The organism is Paenibacillus sp. J2R1T-4 (genome assembly GCF_059692235.1).
In genome coordinates this window covers 16,289-34,669 of the sequence record NZ_JCAUBA010000007.1, presented here as the reverse complement: position 1 = coordinate 34,669, position 18,381 = coordinate 16,289, and the positions used below count along the sequence as shown (strand labels likewise).

The following is an 18,381-nucleotide window of genomic DNA, read 5'->3' as shown; positions in this document are numbered from 1 at the left end:
GCAGCATGGCCCGCTTCTTTCTTACGCTCATTTTCCTTGGACATTGACCTGCGCCTCCTTGCCTACTTGGGACTGGTAGATTTCCTGGTACACCTTGCATTCCTGCATCAATGTCTCATGCTTCCCTATACCAACGATCTCTCCTTGATCAAGCACTACGATTTTATCAGCATCCATAACCGAAGTAATTCGCTGGGCAATCAGTAAGCAAGTCATATCCTTGGCGTAGTGCTTCAAAGCTTCTTTGATATTGGCTTCTGTTGCTACATCAACCGCACTCGTGCAATCATCCAGAATTAATATTCGGGGCTGTCTGATGAGCGCTCTGGCAATGGATACTCTCTGCTTCTGTCCCCCGGATAGATTCACGCCGCGTTGACCAAGCAAAGTATCGTAGCCCTCAGGGAAGGCGGTAATAAAAGCATGCGCTTCGGCCATCTCCGCCACTCGCTGCACTTCCTCGGGGGTAGCCCCGTCATTGCCCCACTTGATATTGTCCATAATCGAACCTGTGAACAGAATGGACTTCTGTGGAACAATCGCAATCGTTTCTCTCAAGACAACCGGATCTACTTGAGTTACATCAACACCGTTAACTTTTACAGTACCGGAGCTCGCATCGTAGAATCGCGGAATAAGACTAACCAAGCTGCTTTTGCCTGAACCGGTAGAACCGATAATGCCTACCGTTTCACCAGGCAAGCAAGTAAGTGTAATGTTCTTGATTACAGGCTCACCTGAAGATCCTTCATAAGCATACGTAACCTGCTCAAAATCAATTCTGCCTTGAAGTCCTGGTTCGACAGTGCCGCCAGATTGGAATCCGTCCTCGTCCTTGTTCCATTTCATCGAATTCTCTTGAGAGAACACTTCCCCGATTCTTGACGCTGATGCTCTAGCTCTTACGAACATATTGAATACCATCGAGATCGTCATCAAAGAGAAAAGAATCATAGTCATATAGTTAATAAAGGCAATAATATGTCCCACCATAATGGAACCGCTGTCCACTCCGCGCCCACCATACCAAATCACAACCACGATCCCGAAGTTCACCGTCAACATAGTAGCCGGATTGAATACCGACATAGCCCTCATTACGGTAATGGAACGATTCTGATACTCCAGATTCGCTTTCTTGAACTTGGTGACCTCATAGTGGAAACGGTTGAATGCTTTTACAACTCTGACGCCGGATAAATATTCACGCATCACACTGTTCACACGGTCCAAAGCCTTCTGCACCTTCATGAATCGCGGATAACCGATCTTCATATTCAATGCAACAAGAGCGGCTACCAGGGGGACGACTACCGCGAGCACCAGAGAGAGCTGAGGATTGAGACGAACCGCCATAATCAAGCTCCCGATGCATAATAGAGGCGCTTTCACGAATATTCGCATCAAGCCGTTCATAAAGTTCTGAACCTGAGTTACATCGTTTGTTAATCGGGTTACCAGGGATGCTCTCTCGAATCGGTCAATGTTGTCAAACGAAAACGTCTGGATTTTGCGAAAAAGATCACTCCTTAGCTCCGTCCCGAATTTCTGCGAGACATGACTGGCCACGATATTCCGGGCCGTAGCTGACAGAGCTCCAAACGCAGTAATAAGCAGCATCAGACCGCCCATCCTCCACACGTAATCCATATCCTTATTAGCAATCCCTACATCAATAATCATCGCCATAATCGTGGGCTGCATAAGATCGCAGACTGACTCCAAAGTAACGAAAAAAACAGCCAAGCTAAAAAACTTCCCGTGCCTTCTGGCATATGTGCGTAAAAAACCCATCCTATGTCCTCCTCGTCTAGCATACCCATACTAAGAAATATACTCCTTAGTCGACTAATTGTCACTCGTTAGTGAACAAAAATACAAGTTTGGGAAGCCCTTTCAAGAAGATGGTCTGGCCGATCTGCGTTATATTCTAATTAATCTTGCACGATCATATAGAGGAGGAATCGGAACATGCCAAGCTTACAAACCATATCCAACTTTCAGTTAACCGAAGAACAGATTGAGGAATTTTATCGCGAAGGTTACTTCTATGCTCCGAATTTCATCACTCCGGAAACAGTAGCTGCCATTAATGCAGAGCATGAGAGCTTCTCGCACAACCAGGATGGATCAGCCTGGCAATCGAATGCGTTCCAGAACGTCGAGAAGCATGGCTCCACCTTTCCATTGACTCAGCGAATGCTGACAGACCGCGTGCTTGTGGACTGTTTCGAACGAATCCTTGGAGCAGAAGAGGTTCGTCTATGGCTTGGAATGTATGCCGTCGTTCCGCCGCGCGGTAACGGTCTCGAATGGCATCAGGATAATATGTATACGCACATTCTTGGACATATGCTGAACGGCTTTATCGCGCTTGACCCAATCTCTCAAGAGAATGCTGGCCTGTGGATCGCTCCGCGCTCTCATCGTCTTGGCCGTCAACCGAATCTTAACGAACCAGGTCAACACCGCAGAGCAGCCGATCCAGAGAATGGTATGCCTTGTAAAGCATTTGCACCAGGCGATGCAGTCATCTTCCATCGGGAGACACTTCACTCCAGCAAGCAGAACTTTACAGATAAAGTTCGTCGCGCTTATGCTTTCCAGGTTGCCTCTGCGAACTGCCGCTATGCCGAGACCGGCAAATTGTTGCTAGACCGCGACTTAATCTCGCAAATGAAAGTATAACCAAGTGTTGAACACACCCAACCAATTTCCGATTGGGAGATTGGTTGGGTATTAATACAATATTTGTCCCATCGGATCAATCTGAGCCGATCGGCGCTGCTCGCGTGGAGTGACCCCCCAGAATCTCTTGAATTCTTTATTGAAGTAGCTTAACGAGTGAAATCCGCATTCAAAAGCGATGTCCGTTACAGACTTGCTGCTATGCCTAAGCATGGTCGAGGCTTGCTGCAGCCGGAGCCGATTGATGAATAAGTTCGGAGTAACGCCAGTAACCCCGCGAAAAGACCGATAAAACCACGTTTTGCCAAGACCCGATAAACGAATCATTTCTTCAGCATCGATATCCTCTGCGAAATGGGCGAGCAAGTATTCAATGGAGCGTATAATGCCCTCATGCCCTTGCACTTCTTCAGAATCCGTCATCGCCTTTACAGCATGTTGATTATAATGGCGGTAGATCGCGACAATAATATCGATCAAACACGTCCACTGCTTAGCTTGCCAACCCGGCTGCCGAGCTTGTTCTTCCTTCACAGCAGATTCCGCAGCAGCCCGAACCTGCGAGGCGCACACAGAATCATGAGGAATAAATGGCGAATAAAGCTCTACCGCATAAAAAGGAGCAAGCAGCTTGTACCCCTCCGGAATCAATCGGATTACAGAAGGGGAGAACAGCACCATGATCCATTCCACTGGCTTAGCCGAATCACGAGTCAAGTTAAAATGAGGCTCGAAGGGCCGATACAGAAACACATCGCCCGACTTTCCATAATAATCACGCTTCAGTGTGCGAAAGTTCGCTTCTTCATTCAATACCACACTGATTTCAAGTGCGTCGTGCATATGCACTTCATGCTCCGTGAGCGCGCCGAACTTGTGTTTGATCGTCAGTTCACTCTTTAACCGCAAATCTTGAAAGAACAACCTCACTCACCTCGTGCTTCCATCATCGCAAGCAGATCGCGATCCCTATTCTTACTATAGGAGATAGAAGCGCGAACGACAACCCATAATGCATCGATTCTTTTTACCAAGGTCAGTCTGCTTCAGCTAGTGTTTCTTAAGCTTGTCTTTTACCCAATTCTTCAGCACAATACCGCCCAATACGAATCCAACAATAATTCCGCTGAATGTAACGAACAAAGCGATCCATTCGAATACAGAATAGTCTTCAAGCTTACTCCAATCAATATTTCCCTTCAAATCCTCAATCACCTGATTCATTCCATAAATCGCACCAATTACGGAATATATGGTCAGGACCAGCAGTAGATAACCTTGCCGCTTGGAAGAGAATTGATCCTGATATTTGAACAAATCCATAAGTGTCTGCTTCACATCCGCATATAACTCATGATTGCCCAGTATACTTCCAATTTGGTTAAACAGCTCTTTTCCCTGGGATTGAGAGATCAGTTCATTAAAGAAATATTTGGAGGAAAACGTCGTTATGGATCGTATCAAATCTTCAATAGCATCCTTATCCTTCTCCAGCTTAATCCGGGAATACTGGTTAGAAAGCTTGAGCAGCACGATTTTGTAAAATAGATTAAGCAGCATCCCGTAATAGTGCGAACCGTACATCTGGTTAGCCAATGATTGATATTCAACGCTGTTATTGGTCAAGCAATTGAAGGAATGTTCATTCACAATGTAGATCGTATTCGGACTCCAGCGATCATAGCAATGCTTCTCGCAATAATCTCGAATGTAATTGGGATTGGTCGAGCTAATGTATGCTTGGCCGTTGAAATTCACCCCGTCCAGCTGAGCAGCCAGAAAAAGATCTGCCGTCTCTATGGGGCTCTCATCTTCAAATCTATATACACTCTGCACATACATCCTCTCATCCACAAAAAAAGGCAATGTTTCAAAGTACGCGCCCTCCACTCCTGTTTGATCCAGAAAAGGCACGATAAAAGGAGTTAGTTTGCGAAATATAAATTGCTCTACCTCCTCATACTCCGTGTCATCGCAGCCGATCGAGGTCGTATTATCTTTGGAATTTACGTCCTGTAACACCCGGAATCGACTGGCAAACTCAAGAGCTAACGAGTAATCAATAGTAGGAGAAGTTATTTCGGTTCGGATTGTAATTAAGCCTAATTGGAAGGGACACAGGAATACATCTACAGATATGATGCGGAAAGGAATCTGGAACAACGGCGTTTTCAGCTCACATTTATAATCCATCCGTTTGGAGAAACGTTGGAAGCACTCTTCATCCTCTTCATGCGGAAACAGGATGTTGGCTGTGAACGGTAGATAAAATCTTTCCATCTTAAGATGCGAGACCGAGTAATCATCCCCGTAGTATGCGTGCTCCAGATCAAGCTTATCTAACAGGAAAAAATCAAACCCATTCTGTCGAAGCTTTTCCTTTAATGCTGAGTGGCATTGCTCCTTAATGGAAAAAGGGAAAATGAACGTATGCAGAGTGCTAGTCAGCGTCTTATTCTCTAAGCCCTTTTCCATTCGCTGCTCCTCCAATCACATCGTTATATTATGATCATTAATACCCCTATCCTCTTAACGGTGAACCAGCTAAAAAGCCATACAAAAAGACCGTCTGGCAAATACTAACATTTGCCAGACGGTCATTATTTATACTTTATACTACGCCCTGTGCGATCATAGTATCGGCTACCTTCAGGAATCCAGCGATGTTAGCGCCAACGACCAGATTACCTTTGTGACCATACTCTGCTGCTGCACGAACACTGTTCTGGTAAATATTGCTCATAATATGTTGAAGCTTCGTATCAACTTCTTCGAACGTCCAAGATTGTCTCATGCTGTTCTGGGACATCTCAAGCGCCGAGACAGCAACTCCGCCCGCGTTAGCCGCTTTGGCTGGTCCGAACAGTACATTGTGTTTCAGGAATACTTCAATTGCTTCAAGCGTTGAAGGCATATTGGCGCCTTCCGCTACAGCTTTCACACCATTCGCAACCAATTTCAGCGCTGATTCTTCATCGATCTCATTCTGGGTTGCGCAAGGAAGAACGATGTCGCATGGAATATTCCAAAAGCCATTGCAGTCCTCATTAAAGATAGCGTTCGGGTGGAATTTGACATATTCGCTTAATCTGGCGCGCTCCACTTCTTTTAGACGCTTCAGTGTGTTCAGGTTAATACCTTCCGCATCGTACACGTAGCCGGCTGAATCGCTGCAAGCTACTACTTTTGCTCCCATTTGGGTAGCTTTTTCGATTGCATATATAGACACGTTTCCAGAGCCAGATACAATAACGGTACTGCCTTCCATGTGCAATCCATTATCCTTAAGCATCTCGTTTAAGAAATACACCGCGCCGTATCCTGTTGCTTCCGTTCTAGTTAAGCTGCCTCCGTATAAAAGGCCTTTGCCTGTTAAGACCCCTGCTTCAAACCCGCCGCGAATTCTTTTGTACTGACCGAACATATAGCCGATCTCGCGCGCGCCTACCCCAATATCGCCCGCTGGAACGTCTTCGTCAGGTCCGATATACTTGCACAGCTCAGTCATGAAGCTTTGAGTGAAGCGCATCACTTCTCCGTCAGATTTGCCCTTCGGATCGAAGTCGGATCCGCCTTTACCGCCGCCAATTGCTTGTCCGGTCAAAGAGTTCTTGAATGTCTGCTCGAATCCAAGGAACTTGATAATACTCACATTAACGGACGGATGGAAGCGAAGTCCGCCTTTGTAGGGTCCGATCGCACTATTGAACTGTACCCGGAAACCGCGGTTTACTACAGTCTTCCCTGAATCGTCCACCCATGGCACCCGGAAAGAAATGACACGCTCTGGTTCAACCATCCGTTCTAGGATGCTTGCTTCCATATACTTGGGATGTTTCTCGAATACGGGAACTAGCGATTCCAATATTTCCTTTACCGCCTGGTGAAACTCATATTCGCCGCGATTGCGCAGCCTTACCGTCTTGTATACCTCGTCCACGTACTCCCTAGCTGAATTCATTCTGTCTATTCCTTCCCAGTTCCCTATTTATTTATCTAATGCAATCTAGATTTTATTTTAAGACTTTTTTCGGCATTTATCAACAATCGGGTTCAAAACATATTATTCTATTAATTTCATAAAATGAATAAAAACCTCCAGAGTGATATTCAAGAGGTTTGTGGAGGATGGAATCGGTATCTCATATTGTTGTGATAAATCTTTGGAAATTGGGTAAATAATAGATGGTATCCAAGTATAATAATTTTGTTCTTTTAGTAATCTGTATGAATAGGTTTAACAGAATAATAGACCCTTCAAAAGGAGTGAGTCTTATGAACCGTTATCTTCTACCTTTCATCTTTGTTGCCAGCATACTGGACGCGATCTTGACGGATGTCGGCCTACGTCTTCAATTCATTGAAGAAGGGAATCCGATTATGCGCTTCCTGTACGATAACAGCTACTTATCCTTCTACGGCTTCAAGGTCCTACTACCCCTCTTCCTTTTCTTTCTTTCAGCGAAGATAGGCAAGCGGCTCGTGATCCATCGACTGGTCCAATTATCGGCAGTCGTGTATGCCGGCATCCTGATCATTCATTACTATTGGATCTCCGTATCATTCAACTTTACAGCTTGAAGATCTGAATCGTGCGTTGAAGCTGTGTAACCATACGCAGCATCTGCTCCGATTGCGATACGACCGCTTTAACTGAATTCGTCTGCTCCACCATGCTTGCCGAGACTTGCTCTGTACCTGCCGCAGATTGCTGTGTTATGGCAGAGATATTCTCCATTGTACCGGTAATGACTTGCGCTGACTCCATCATCTTCACGCTTTCACCCGTGAATTCATTCATGCGATTCGTTATGAATTGAATACTGCTTACCATTTCCCCGAATACTTTCTCGGTTTCCTCAATGGATTGACTTTGCCGTCTCGCAATATCTTCATTGATTTGAATGTTCTGCAGCGCCTGTCTGATGCTGTGCTCAATGTTGCGAACCATATGAAATACTTCCTTAGCTGAGCGTTGCGATTCTTCCGCCAGCTTGCGAACCTCCTGTGCTACGATGGAGAATCCTTTGCCATGATCACCTGCGCGTGCAGCTTCGATCGATGCATTCAGGGATAACAAGTTAGTCTGCTCGGCAATTTCTGAGATCGTTCTTGTAATTTTGCTAATACCAGCAGCTTCTTTCACCAGCTCATCGATTGTTCCAGCTACATTAGAGGTGGCAATTACGTTATGCTTCACACTCTCTGCTTGACTTTCTACTGCTTTCAAGCCTTTTTTGACCAGCTCCAGCGTCTGACCGCACCGATTATTCATTTCCTGAGTAGATTCCACATAGTCCGCAACTTTCGTTTCAATGTCCTTGACCACCGAGAAGCTCCTGAACACGCCATCCGATATTTCATTCGCCCCGGATGCAAGATTAGTGACCGAACTGGTCGCCTCTACAAGCATCATATTGATGCCTTCGTTCTTGAAATATATATCTCGGCTCGAGTCCGCCACATGTTTCGATATGGCCGTCGTCTCATTCAACAGCTCCCGCAATTTCACAATCATGCCGTTAAAAGAACGTCCCATTTCACCCAAAGCATCCTTGGAACGAGCGTCCACAGTCTGTGTAAAATCCCCTTTTGCAATATTCATGGCGATTCTGGATACGTCCTCGATCGGTTCGGTCAACATTTTCTCCAACCAACCGAGATAGGGAAAGCTGATCAACATAAGAACAAGCGAAGAAAGGAGTCCGAATAATACTGAGACATTTGCACTTAACATCAGAATAAGAATGATCAAAGTATAGAAAACAACAATCGCATAATAACCGAGCTGCAGCTTAGCTCTGAACGACTGGGAACGAAACCATTCCATAGGGAATCGACCTCTCTCTTAGCGTGACTTTTGTCCAACTTACATCAGGATGAGGTCCATATACCAACCCACTATTTGATCTCCATAGCAAAATGACACCAAACAGGCAACTGCAATAAATGGACCGTAAGGGATGGGAGTTCTCCTCGTTAATTTGCCTGATCCAATCAGAGCAAGACCGATTACGCTGCCTAACAGCGCAGACAGGAAAATGCACAGAAGCACGAGCTTAATTCCCATAACCAGGCCCACAAGCGCCATTAGCCGAATATCACCAAATCCCATTGCAGGCTTTCCAAGCAAAGTGGACACGTACGAGACGCTGATCAATATGCCTCCACCTAGCAAGAAGGCTAATGCATAATGCCACAGCGGCAGCGGATGAATGAATACACGAAGCACCGTGAACAGCAACATCGCCGGGTAAATAATTCGGTTCGGCAACAGCATATATTTCAGATCGCTGACGGTCAGTATTAGCAAAACCGATACAAGAGGATAGGCAATCAATAGCTCCTGCGGAGTGTCTAAGAGGAAGGGGAGAGCGGCGAATAACAGCCCTCCCGCCAGTTCGCCAAGCACATAGATAAAGGAAAAGCGCTCCCCGCAGTAGTGACATCGACCTCTGCGTATCATCCAGCCAAGAATAGGGATCAAGTCAACAGCGCCGAGCTGTGTCTTGCAGCTTCCACAGCTCGATCTTGGAACAACAATCGACTCTCCTCTCGGTACCCGAATACCAACAACATTGAAGAATGAGCCGAATAAAGCGCCTAGAATGAATAACGGGATGATGACAGCCCACACTTGCAAATCCATATTACGGTCCCCTTCTAGTATCCATAGTCTGATTATCAGTAGTCGGCGCGCTTGGACAGCTCTCGTACATTTACGGGTGCGTTACCGAGCTTGTCCTGAAGCCAAGCATTCAGCTGCTGGAATCCCTCAATAGACAAATGGATCGTTTGCTTCTGGTTACCATTCGTTACTACTTCGATAGCCATCTTGTTCTCGCTTTCTGTACAGACGACAAGAAATTGCGACGGATCTCCATTGACCTCTTCATTCCAATTACACATGTAGCTGCTCGTGAAATTTTTCATTGGTCCATTCCCCCTGAATAAGTTGATGATCTTGCCGCTATCTCCGGACTTTCCAATTTTCTTTTGCGTTTCGGTAGCTTCCTTGTCTTCAACTTGATCAATAACCGTCTGCGGCTCTGTTTCAAACGCAATTATCTGCTCTTCGAGGTCTGACTGTTCCATTGTTTGGTCGTCCTGGTCGAGATCAGGCTCTTGCTCCGATAACTCGAGCAGCTCATCCTTCTTTTCACTAAGTTCGTCATCGTAATAAGTAGTCAGAGAATCGGAGAGCTCTGTTAAGATCTCCTCCTGCTCCATCGACTCCTCATCGGAAGGCAATTTGTCTACATACCCTTCATCTTGAAGCTGTTGCTCCAATTCTAAGTACTCTTCACGCTCCAAAAGCACTTCGTCTGCCGGAAGCTGCCAAGCCGGCTGCATCTGCAGCTCTACTTCGGCTTCTTCCGCGGCTTCGGGAAGCGGCTCCTCCAATGCAGCGGCGATCTCCGAGACCGCAGAGGCCTCTGCGGACTCCATTGCATCAATCAGCCGTTCCGCAACAATCGGCTCTTCGACAGCTTCCGCGCTCGGAAGCGTTTCCGACTCTTCCGCCGCGGCAAGAACGTACTCTACCGGAAGGACCGCATCGACCGCTTGCAACTGCAGTTCAACCGCCAATGCTTCCGGTTCAACCGTGACGGCTTGCTCCGTCAGCTTCGATTCCGCGTCAACACGCGGCATGCCGTACTTCCGGATAATCTCGTCAACTCGATTCGGTTTGAACGGCTTCATTATATACCCGTTCGCCCCCGCCTTGAGCGCATCGGAGATCAGATCCTGCTGGCTCATTGCGGAACAGATCAGGACAATAGCATACGGATCGATCCGACGGATTCCCTTCATCGCTTCAATTCCGTCCATCTCCGGCATCGTGATGTCCAGAACAACTACATCCGGCCGCAGCTCCTCATACCGCTGAATCGCCTGTCTGCCGTTTTCCGCTTCCCCGACGACCTCGTACCCGAACTGCTTCAAAATATCGGTCAACATCTTGCGCATAAACTTGGTGTCGTCCACAACCAAAATTTTGAGTGACATAGGGTTGCCTCCTTTCAAGTTGCTATCCATTTCATTACTTCATATACTGAATGTCCTTCACAAAAACGTTGAATTTATTTGTTGTAGGAATTCCTGACGGGGGTTTCTCGTATAAGTTGCTGTCATAATAAATTTGCAGTCTGGATGAATCGGCCGGCTTGCCAATCTGTACCTCGGGAATTTTACCTGTCCAAACTCCGGAGTAAGTATTCACTGTACTTCCGCTTCCTTCATTCAAGTTTCCCCGGACCGCATTCAACTCGACACCGCCTTCACCGTGTATGCCTCCGATCAAATTCAGCTTGGAGATAACGCCATATAATTTCATGCTTTTTTCCGAGTAAAAAAACGCTCTCACTTCTTCATTATTCTCGTTCGTATTGTTCCCGAGCACAATCTCGCCCGTAGCGACAATAATGAGCGGAATCGGATCCGGGTTGCCAGTCTCCTTCTTGTTAATCGATTTCATTTCTTTCAATTCCACGTTACCGTCCACATATACCGTTCCTTGGAGTTTGATATCGCCGATTACTTTCAAATCTCCTTTGATATACATGCTGCCCTGCGGGAATTCGAAGCCGTTGTTCAAAGTTACATTCCCTTGCACAGAGACAAATTGGTCCTCATCAATGTCAATCTTACCTTTCAAGTCCGCTGCGACCAGGTATTTATCCTCTTGCGTGATATACAAGGAGCCGCCATCCATCGTTAAGTGCGAATTGCTGTCAACCATCGTAAGCACACCGTTTTTGATATAAACGTTGCCTGTGTTGTCCTGACCAGTAACCGTACTCGGTTTCACTTGAACATTTGCCTGAACCGTTACCCACACACCGTCATAGAACATACTCCCGGTATAATCGGTCATCACGTAATCCAGATTGTTCGCTCCAACAGTCAAATTGAAATTCCCAGGCGGAACCAATTTGGGTTCTACATAATCGGATACGTACACATCAACGTCATCGTCAAGCGAAGAATCCTCCAATGGGAAATGGTTAGCCGTAAAATAATTCGGATCTAGCTTGGCTTGAGTCGTTGTTGTGCCGCTGTCGGTAAGAGTCAGCGCATATTTTGGGGTGCCGTCGGTTTCATCCCCGTCACCATCGACACGAATAAAGCCTCGAAGCGCCGGTAACTCCGTCTTAACACCAAATCTGCTATTTTTTCCGTTTCCAGTAAATATTGCCTCGTCTTGAATGAGCAATCTTCCTTTTTTGACTAGAATATCCCCTATGACATACGGCGTTCCATTCAATCTCATATCCCCATTAGACGACACCGGATAGCGGAAAACAGGATTGATTGTACTTACATAGACGGTCATTTGTTTCTTCACTACAGTTTTAGGCTTGCTGTCGATCGTACCTGTGGACTGGATTACAAGCTTGCGTACGTAAGGGTAATCCGGACTTGTTACTGCTTTTTTGGGAGATTGCTCGGGATTCGCCAGAACGGTGTCACTCATGATTTCGATCTGGTATTTACCACGATGTGTAATGACTTCGTCGTAATCATTAATAAATTCAGCAGTTTCTTCCGTAAGCTCTTTCTCTACCTTTTCGATTCGAGCCCTGTAGCCTTCAAGCTTCTCTCCTTCGACAGTCGCTCCGCGAATGAGGGCCAGTGTATCGTCTAGTCCTCTCTGAGCGATCGCTTCCGCTTGAATGCTCCCCTCCGATGCGACAACCTGCAGTTGGCTGCTCCTCAGCACATCCAACAACACAATACCTAGGATCGTCATCAGAACGACGGCAAGCAAAGCAAGTACGAGAGCAGAACCTTCTTCCCCGCTGCGGCCGATAAAAGACTGAGCGGAGTCGTCATCCTGGCGCGCTGTGTTCACAACAGCTCCTCCTTCCTTAGGATCTTAGTCGTTTCGGAAAAGCGGAATTCTGGAGTTGATTTCCAATTTTGGACTCTCCGTCTTTCTCAGGGAACCTGCGTTCGTTCGCGCATAGATCAGATTCAATTGAACCAGATCATGACTAATTTCTGTCAAACTGCCAGCTTCAATTGTAAATTTGCTCCCAAGTTGAAAAGTTCGAATAACCTCAGTAGTACCTGCCTTCCGAACCTCGATCTTGCCTCCTTCAGGTTTAGGAGTTACTTTCATTTCGTAAAGTTCGATATACGTCTTCGTATCATTGGGATCCAGCGGCCTTTTAACATATCGGATTTCCTTGTCATCGGATGACTGCTGCACATAAATGGCGTCTTTCAACTCGGTAATCAGTTGACTGTACAAGGCGTCGCCCTGATTCCTCATCTGGCTTTCCACGGTAACACGCTTATACATGGAAACGCTCATCATCAGGAACGAAAACAGAATCGACACCACCATACCGAAAATGAACAGAGCCGCCAATAGCTCGATTAAGGTCATGCCCTTTTCATTTTGCCGCATCCGGTGTTACCACCCTTTTACAATGTAAGTATCGAGTGTCGTCGACGTCCTGGGCGGCAATGATTCTGACGTAGCGTCTCCCGCCCAGTAGACCGTGACGAGCATTCTCGCCAGAAACTCTTCTGTGTTCGTAAGTTGCAAATCCATATCCTGTTTCCGGTTCCCATCCGAGGTGTTGTCGAATTCTACCCGATACTGATAGGTCGTTCCATTAATATCGGTCGAATTCAGCTTGTTGCCGATCAGATCGGAAACGGGATCAGAGCCTCCTGGATATTTGTAATAATGAGGGGCGCTCGAAACCTTAGTCTTGAGCACCTCGAATTGATCTTGAGCTTTGAACAAATTGCGAAGCTCGGCTGCCTTCAGACGGGCCAGATTGGCAGCAATAATCCGGCGGCTCTCTTCGGCTGATTTATCCATTGCCGAGGTGAATTGCCCCATAAGCGTAACGCTGATGAGCGCCATGATCGTGACGGCAATCAAAATTTCCACAAGTGATATACCGTCTTCATTGTTAGTAAGTCTTTTCCAACGAATTTTGCGGTGCACCTGCATCACCTTCTTAATTGCGATTTTGTTCGGTATCGAATTCGATCGCCAAGGGTCCTGTTACCGAGGAAATGCCTTGATCATCCACCAGCTTTAAGTACACGAAGTACTTCCCTTTAGTTACATTTGTTTCTGTTGTCACGGTAAGCCTGCTGGATGGGAGCTTCTTCCACACATCTGACGATCCAGGCTCATTCGAATTCGATTTGATCAGGTAATATTGCTCCTTGACGGTAAACGCCGGTTTAATGACTGCAGGGAACACTCGTTCAACTACCGGATGACTTGATGTGACTTGGACCGTTACCGGACGATCCGCAATGTCTCCTGCTGCATAAGGTGCCATCGGGTTAAGAGATCCGGCAGGTCCGGGATTGACGACGAAATAGTCGGGACTCGAGTAGGATGTACCTCCGGCGGAAGTAGCCTCGTACTCGATTTGATGCCATCCTACTCGTTTGTCCGCTGTACCATAACCGGTTACCTCGCTCAGATTGAAGGTGTACATATACGTATTGCCGTTCTGCACAAGCTTTTCGGCCGTGGCGGTGATTGTCTTGTCGCCGTCAATCCGTACTTGGATGCTAGTAACAGGGCTCCAATCTTCAATCGCTGTAATTGTGAAGGTCGCATCGTCAGACGGATCGACACTTATCTTCTTCCAACTGATCAATGGACCCGTGCTGTCCAACGATACTTTACCGGCAGCAACAGCTCCGACAATCGGAATGCTGGGGGAGCCGCTGATTGCGTTAGTGAACGCTCGCGCGTGAAGGCCGATGTCTTTGCCGTCAGGCAAAGCCACTCCGGAAGCAGAGCTGAAATGATTCCAATTCTCATACCCAATGCTGTATTGATAACCGGCAATATAGTTGGTCTCAAAATCTGCATTGGCATACACAATCGAATTCGGCAGTTGGTTCTTGGAACCTGCAATGCCAGCGATTGTTCCGGCTCCTTGGTGCCAGCCCGTATCCGTAATGACCGTTCCATCAGCATCCTTTAGCACAAATTCGGTAGGCGCCATTGGCTTCAGGTCCCAGTCAACCTTCGTTCCATTTCCGTCCCGATATGACACCCGAACGACGGAATGATCCAAGTCTACGAACTGAATGTCGGTGACAGCAGCATCGCTTTCCTTGATCGACCACTGCAGTTCATTGTCCCCTGTGCGCTTGCGCTGCACTTGACCTTGTCTGCCTTCGCTGTTGCCTAAGTACACATTGCCGTATTTATCCATAATGCGGATCGTCACCGACAAAGTCGCGCCCAACGAGATGTTGAACCGCTCACTGGTGTTACAGGCATTATTATAAGTGACGCTCGCGTCCTGGAGCGGATAATTGCCTGCCGCCGTATCCGGAATCAGATTCACCGCAATCTGGTAGTTATCTTTTACGAAGGGGTAAGGAATATCGCCAAGGTGAACGACAACCTCTTTCGTAGTGCTGTTATAGGATACATTCGAAGCGTTTTCTCCCGGAGCAAGAATGAAGCCTTCCGGAACGGGCTGGCTAAGGATGACATTCGTCAGCTTGGCGGGAGCTTCGTTTGTTTTCGTGATCTGGTCGAAAATGTCGGCAAGCTGGCTGGTCGAGCTGGCTTGGTACGCCGCACCGCCTGTCGTTGTCGCAATCGATTGGAGAAGTTCAAGATCAATTTCGTCGGAACCAGGTAGTGCTAGAGCGATCGTGAACACTTTGATCCCTGCGTTTTTTAGAATGGTCCCATGGGCTCTAGCGGCGTTAGCGGAGCTTCTTTCGCCGTCTTTTACCTCATTGTCGTCTTTCTCGTCCGTCCATGCCGTCGCTTTCCCGTCGGTTAATAGAATGATTTGCTTGGGAGTCGTCGAACCGGATGCGGAGAACATCGTCTTGGCATCAGTCAGCGCTTCGTCAATATTCGTGCTGCCACTCGGTGATAAACCATTGATCTGATCTTGAATAATTTGGTAATTTTTTGTCAAGCTTTGTACCGGATACGCCCTGGTGCTGAACTTAACCAACCCAAGTCGATCGTAATTATTCGCTTTGAATTTATTGATTAAAGTTGTGGATGCCTCTTTCAAAACGGTCATACGCTTCGGAGTTTTTGGGTCGCCCTTATCCATGTAAAAATCCATACTGCCCGAAACATCGGCAATAAACACGATATCGATAGCGGGCCTCGTAGTCGTGACTGTATGGGTACCGCCGGGATCCAGCGTGTAATTGATCGTCACCATCTCGTTTCGTTCGATTTGCGTATTTGAGACGGAGCCGCTCCCAACCATCGCCAGACAACCGTCCGCCGCGTAGACCGTTCCGTTCGTCATAAGTGCCGAAGGCAGCATAGCTGCTGCTATAATTGCTGCCATCGCAATGGAGCAGATCTTCTTGATCTTGCGCAACCCGATCATTGATTTTATTCCCTCCTTAAACATTCCTTTAGAAATGCCATCGTAAGTAAGCATAAGATTAAAGAAGATGAATAACTCTCGAGATTACTTTAAAAGCTTCGGCCCGGGTTAGCGACCCTTGCGGTCTGAAGCTGCCGTCCGGATAACCTCCGACGATTCCGGCGTTCACTACTGCCTTCAGCGCAGCTTTGTTCGCTTCCGGCAAACCACCGGTGTCGGTAAACGTCAATGATTCGGCTTTAAGGGTTACTTTGTATTTGAGCAATATCCGGTTAATCAATTCGGCCATCTCCATTCTGGATATCGCCGTATCCGGTGCGAAATTCAAATCGACCGGTTTAGCTTCCAGCAGACCAGATCCCTGTGCAGCTGCGATCATGGGTCCAGACCAATGGTTGTTCAAATCCTCATACCCAGATACACCGGACTTCGCCGGGTCGATGCCTAACGATTTGACCAACAGCGTGATGAATTCCGCCTTTGACAATGTCCGGTCCGGCCGGATCGTGTGGTCCTCATAACCTTCAATGATCGATTTCTTCATTAAATCCAATATTTCTTCCTGCGCCCAATGCGATTCCGCATCGGAGGGCAGCTTCGCCACGGCGGTTTCTTTGAATCTCTTAAGCGTCGGTACAACATCAGGAATATCTGTTTCTTTCTTGACCGGTCCCGGTGAAGAAGCTTGGGCGCGATTCTGATCCTGGAAAACAATTCCGTACACGTTCACTACACCGTCGGACGAAACTTTGGAGCTGCCTTCAAGAGCCGCCTCAGCATCGGTCGGAATGTCAGCCCAAGGAAATTTACCCAAATAAGCTTTCGTACGGTACGATTCCTGAGACGCGCTCTCGAAGTAGTCGGTCATCGTATCGCCTACATCTGTCGCATGGAAGGCGATTCGGCCTGACGATTCTACCCTGATCTCGTCCCAATACACCAACAAATCGTTATAATCTCGCGCGATCACACCCGTCCAGATCCGCACGTTAGCACCCATCGCATCCACTTTGGTCACAACGGCATAAGGCTCCTTCGAAATGACCATCCCCACTTGCCAGCCGGCGGGAGACAGCTTCAACGCTTCATATTGCTTATCACGTTCTTCATAGTCCAATCCCTGCACTGGAGCGAAAGGACTGCCTGCGACAGCCGCTTGGGCTACGCCCGCCATGATACCGGGTTGCACCAGAATCGCAATGGATACAAGGGATGCGATTATTATTCGCTCAAGCTTTCTTTTCATTTAATCCTCTCCTATGCTCATTTCGTATTCCTTGATTGCCTCCCGATGGATGAGACCTTCTTCCACCAGCTGCTTCAAGCTCGACAGCATCGTTTGCATGCCGAGCTGCCGATTCGTCTGAATGACGGATTTGATCTGATAAATTTTCTCCTGTCGAATCAGATTGGCTACCGCCGGGGTATTGATCAGCACCTCCAACGCCATAACCCTTCCTTTTCCATCCAGCTTCGGGACGAGCCGTTGCGACAAGACACTGATCAGCACGGACGCAAGCTGGACCCTGATTTGCCGTTGCTGCTCCGTCGGGAATACATCGATTATCCGGTCCACCGTCTGCGGCGCATCAGGCGTATGAAGTGTCGCAAATACGAGATGCCCCGTCTCTGCGGCTGTGATCGCTGTCCGGATCGTTTCCAGGTCTCGCATCTCCCCCACTAGAATGACGTCAGGGTCCTGCCGGAGCGCCGCCCGAAGCCCGTTCGAGAAAGACAGCGTATCGATGCCGATCTCTCGTTGCGCGACGAGACAATTTTTACTGGGATGGATATATTCTATCGGATCCTCTAACGTGATGATGTGTTTCTTCTGGGTTTCGTTGATGAAATCGATGATCGAAGCCAACGTAGTGGACTTACCGCTTCCAGTCGGACCAGTTACCAGCACGAGCCCTTGATGCTTCAAGGCGAATTCGCGAACAAGATCCGGCAAATTCAAGCTGAACAGTGAGGGTACGGTTGTGGACAGGACGCGGAAGACCATGTTGATGACCCGCTTCTGCTTGAATACGTTGCCCCTGTAACGGCTCAATCCCGGCAGCTCAAAGGAGAAGTCGACCTCGCCTTTCTTCGTCAGCTGCTCGTACTGCTCGTTCGTGAGAATTTCTTTGGCCATCCTCTGCGTATCAACCGGTCGAAGCACAGTATCCATCACTTTCATCAGCTTGCCGTGCAGCCGCATAAGCGGTTCCGTGCCGGTGTTGATATGCAAGTCCGATGCTTTCGACTCATAAGAGATCTGCAGCAATTGTTTGAGTGAGATCACATCTGACGTAGTCGGCGTGACCGTATTTATCATGTGATC

At 47.5% G+C, this 18,381-nt stretch carries 14 protein-coding genes and 1 pseudogene; 2 read left to right on the top strand and 13 right to left on the bottom strand.

What is annotated here, in order from left to right:
- Positions 1–27: 27 nt before the first annotated feature.
- Positions 28–1,794: an ABC transporter ATP-binding protein gene (locus tag AC58QD_RS13685; protein ID WP_497334054.1), complete on the bottom strand. Its 1,767-nt coding sequence runs from the start codon at positions 1,792–1,794 to the stop codon at positions 28–30.
- A gap of 177 nt (positions 1,795–1,971) precedes the next feature.
- Here AC58QD_RS13685 and AC58QD_RS13680 point away from each other — a divergent pair, with 177 nt between their 5' ends.
- Positions 1,972–2,688: a phytanoyl-CoA dioxygenase family protein gene (locus AC58QD_RS13680; protein WP_497334052.1), complete on the top strand. Its 717-nt coding sequence runs from the start codon at positions 1,972–1,974 to the stop codon at positions 2,686–2,688.
- 51 nt (positions 2,689–2,739) lie between these two features.
- Here the strand turns inward: AC58QD_RS13680 and AC58QD_RS13675 are convergent, their stop codons facing one another.
- The 3 genes from AC58QD_RS13675 to gdhA all read right to left on the bottom strand — a co-directional run bounded on the left by AC58QD_RS13675 (position 2,740) and on the right by gdhA (position 6,649).
- Positions 2,740–3,612 (bottom strand): helix-turn-helix domain-containing protein, encoded by an 873-nt coding sequence (locus tag AC58QD_RS13675; RefSeq protein WP_497334050.1) that lies wholly within the window; start codon positions 3,610–3,612, stop codon positions 2,740–2,742.
- A gap of 126 nt (positions 3,613–3,738) precedes the next feature.
- Positions 3,739–5,163: a hypothetical protein gene (locus AC58QD_RS13670; RefSeq protein ID WP_497334048.1), complete on the bottom strand. Its 1,425-nt coding sequence runs from the start codon at positions 5,161–5,163 to the stop codon at positions 3,739–3,741.
- A gap of 136 nt (positions 5,164–5,299) precedes the next feature.
- Positions 5,300–6,649, bottom strand: a complete 1,350-nt coding sequence (gdhA, locus tag AC58QD_RS13665) for an NADP-specific glutamate dehydrogenase (RefSeq protein ID WP_497334046.1) — start codon at positions 6,647–6,649, stop codon at positions 5,300–5,302.
- 314 nt (positions 6,650–6,963) lie between these two features.
- Between gdhA and AC58QD_RS13660 the strand changes: the two genes are divergently transcribed.
- Positions 6,964–7,269 (top strand): DUF5658 family protein, encoded by a 306-nt coding sequence (locus AC58QD_RS13660; RefSeq protein ID WP_497334044.1) that lies wholly within the window; start codon positions 6,964–6,966, stop codon positions 7,267–7,269.
- Here the strand turns inward: AC58QD_RS13660 and AC58QD_RS13655 are convergent.
- The 9 genes and pseudogenes from AC58QD_RS13655 to AC58QD_RS13615 form a co-directional block, all read right to left on the bottom strand.
- The gene (locus tag AC58QD_RS13655; RefSeq protein ID WP_497334042.1) at positions 7,259–8,518 is read right to left on the bottom strand and encodes a methyl-accepting chemotaxis protein; all 1,260 of its coding nucleotides are present in this window, start codon (positions 8,516–8,518) and stop codon (positions 7,259–7,261) included. The two genes, AC58QD_RS13660 and AC58QD_RS13655, sit on opposite strands and share 11 nt — an antisense overlap.
- A 39-nt stretch (positions 8,519–8,557) precedes the next feature.
- Positions 8,558–9,337, bottom strand: a complete 780-nt coding sequence (locus AC58QD_RS13650; RefSeq protein ID WP_497334040.1) for a prepilin peptidase — start codon at positions 9,335–9,337, stop codon at positions 8,558–8,560.
- Positions 9,338–10,347: 1,010 nt separating this feature from the next.
- Positions 10,348–10,698 (bottom strand): annotated as a pseudogene (locus AC58QD_RS13645) (response regulator); the annotation flags it as partial.
- A 34-nt stretch (positions 10,699–10,732) separates the two neighbouring features.
- The gene (locus AC58QD_RS13640) at positions 10,733–12,544 is read right to left on the bottom strand and encodes a hypothetical protein (RefSeq protein WP_497334038.1); all 1,812 of its coding nucleotides are present in this window, start codon (positions 12,542–12,544) and stop codon (positions 10,733–10,735) included.
- 24 nt (positions 12,545–12,568) lie between these two features.
- Entirely contained in the window at positions 12,569–13,105 is a 537-nt protein-coding gene (locus AC58QD_RS13635) for a type II secretion system protein (RefSeq protein WP_497334036.1), read from the bottom strand.
- Positions 13,106–13,111: 6 nt separating this feature from the next.
- Entirely contained in the window at positions 13,112–13,657 is a 546-nt protein-coding gene (locus tag AC58QD_RS13630) for a type IV pilus modification PilV family protein (RefSeq protein WP_497334034.1), read from the bottom strand.
- Positions 13,658–13,670: 13 nt separating this feature from the next.
- A complete protein-coding gene (locus AC58QD_RS13625) occupies positions 13,671–16,055 on the bottom strand; it encodes a vWA domain-containing protein (RefSeq protein WP_497334032.1) in 2,385 nt (794 codons plus the stop codon).
- 58 nt (positions 16,056–16,113) lie between these two features.
- On the bottom strand, positions 16,114–17,301 hold the full coding sequence (locus tag AC58QD_RS13620; RefSeq protein ID WP_497334030.1) for an S-layer homology domain-containing protein: 1,188 nt from the start codon (positions 17,299–17,301) through the stop codon (positions 16,114–16,116).
- Positions 17,302–18,375 carry a type IV pilus twitching motility protein PilT gene (locus tag AC58QD_RS13615; RefSeq protein WP_497334028.1) on the bottom strand — a complete coding sequence of 358 codons (1,074 nt, stop codon included), beginning with the start codon at positions 18,373–18,375 and terminating at the stop codon, positions 17,302–17,304.
- Between the last annotated feature and the right edge of the window lie 6 nt (positions 18,376–18,381).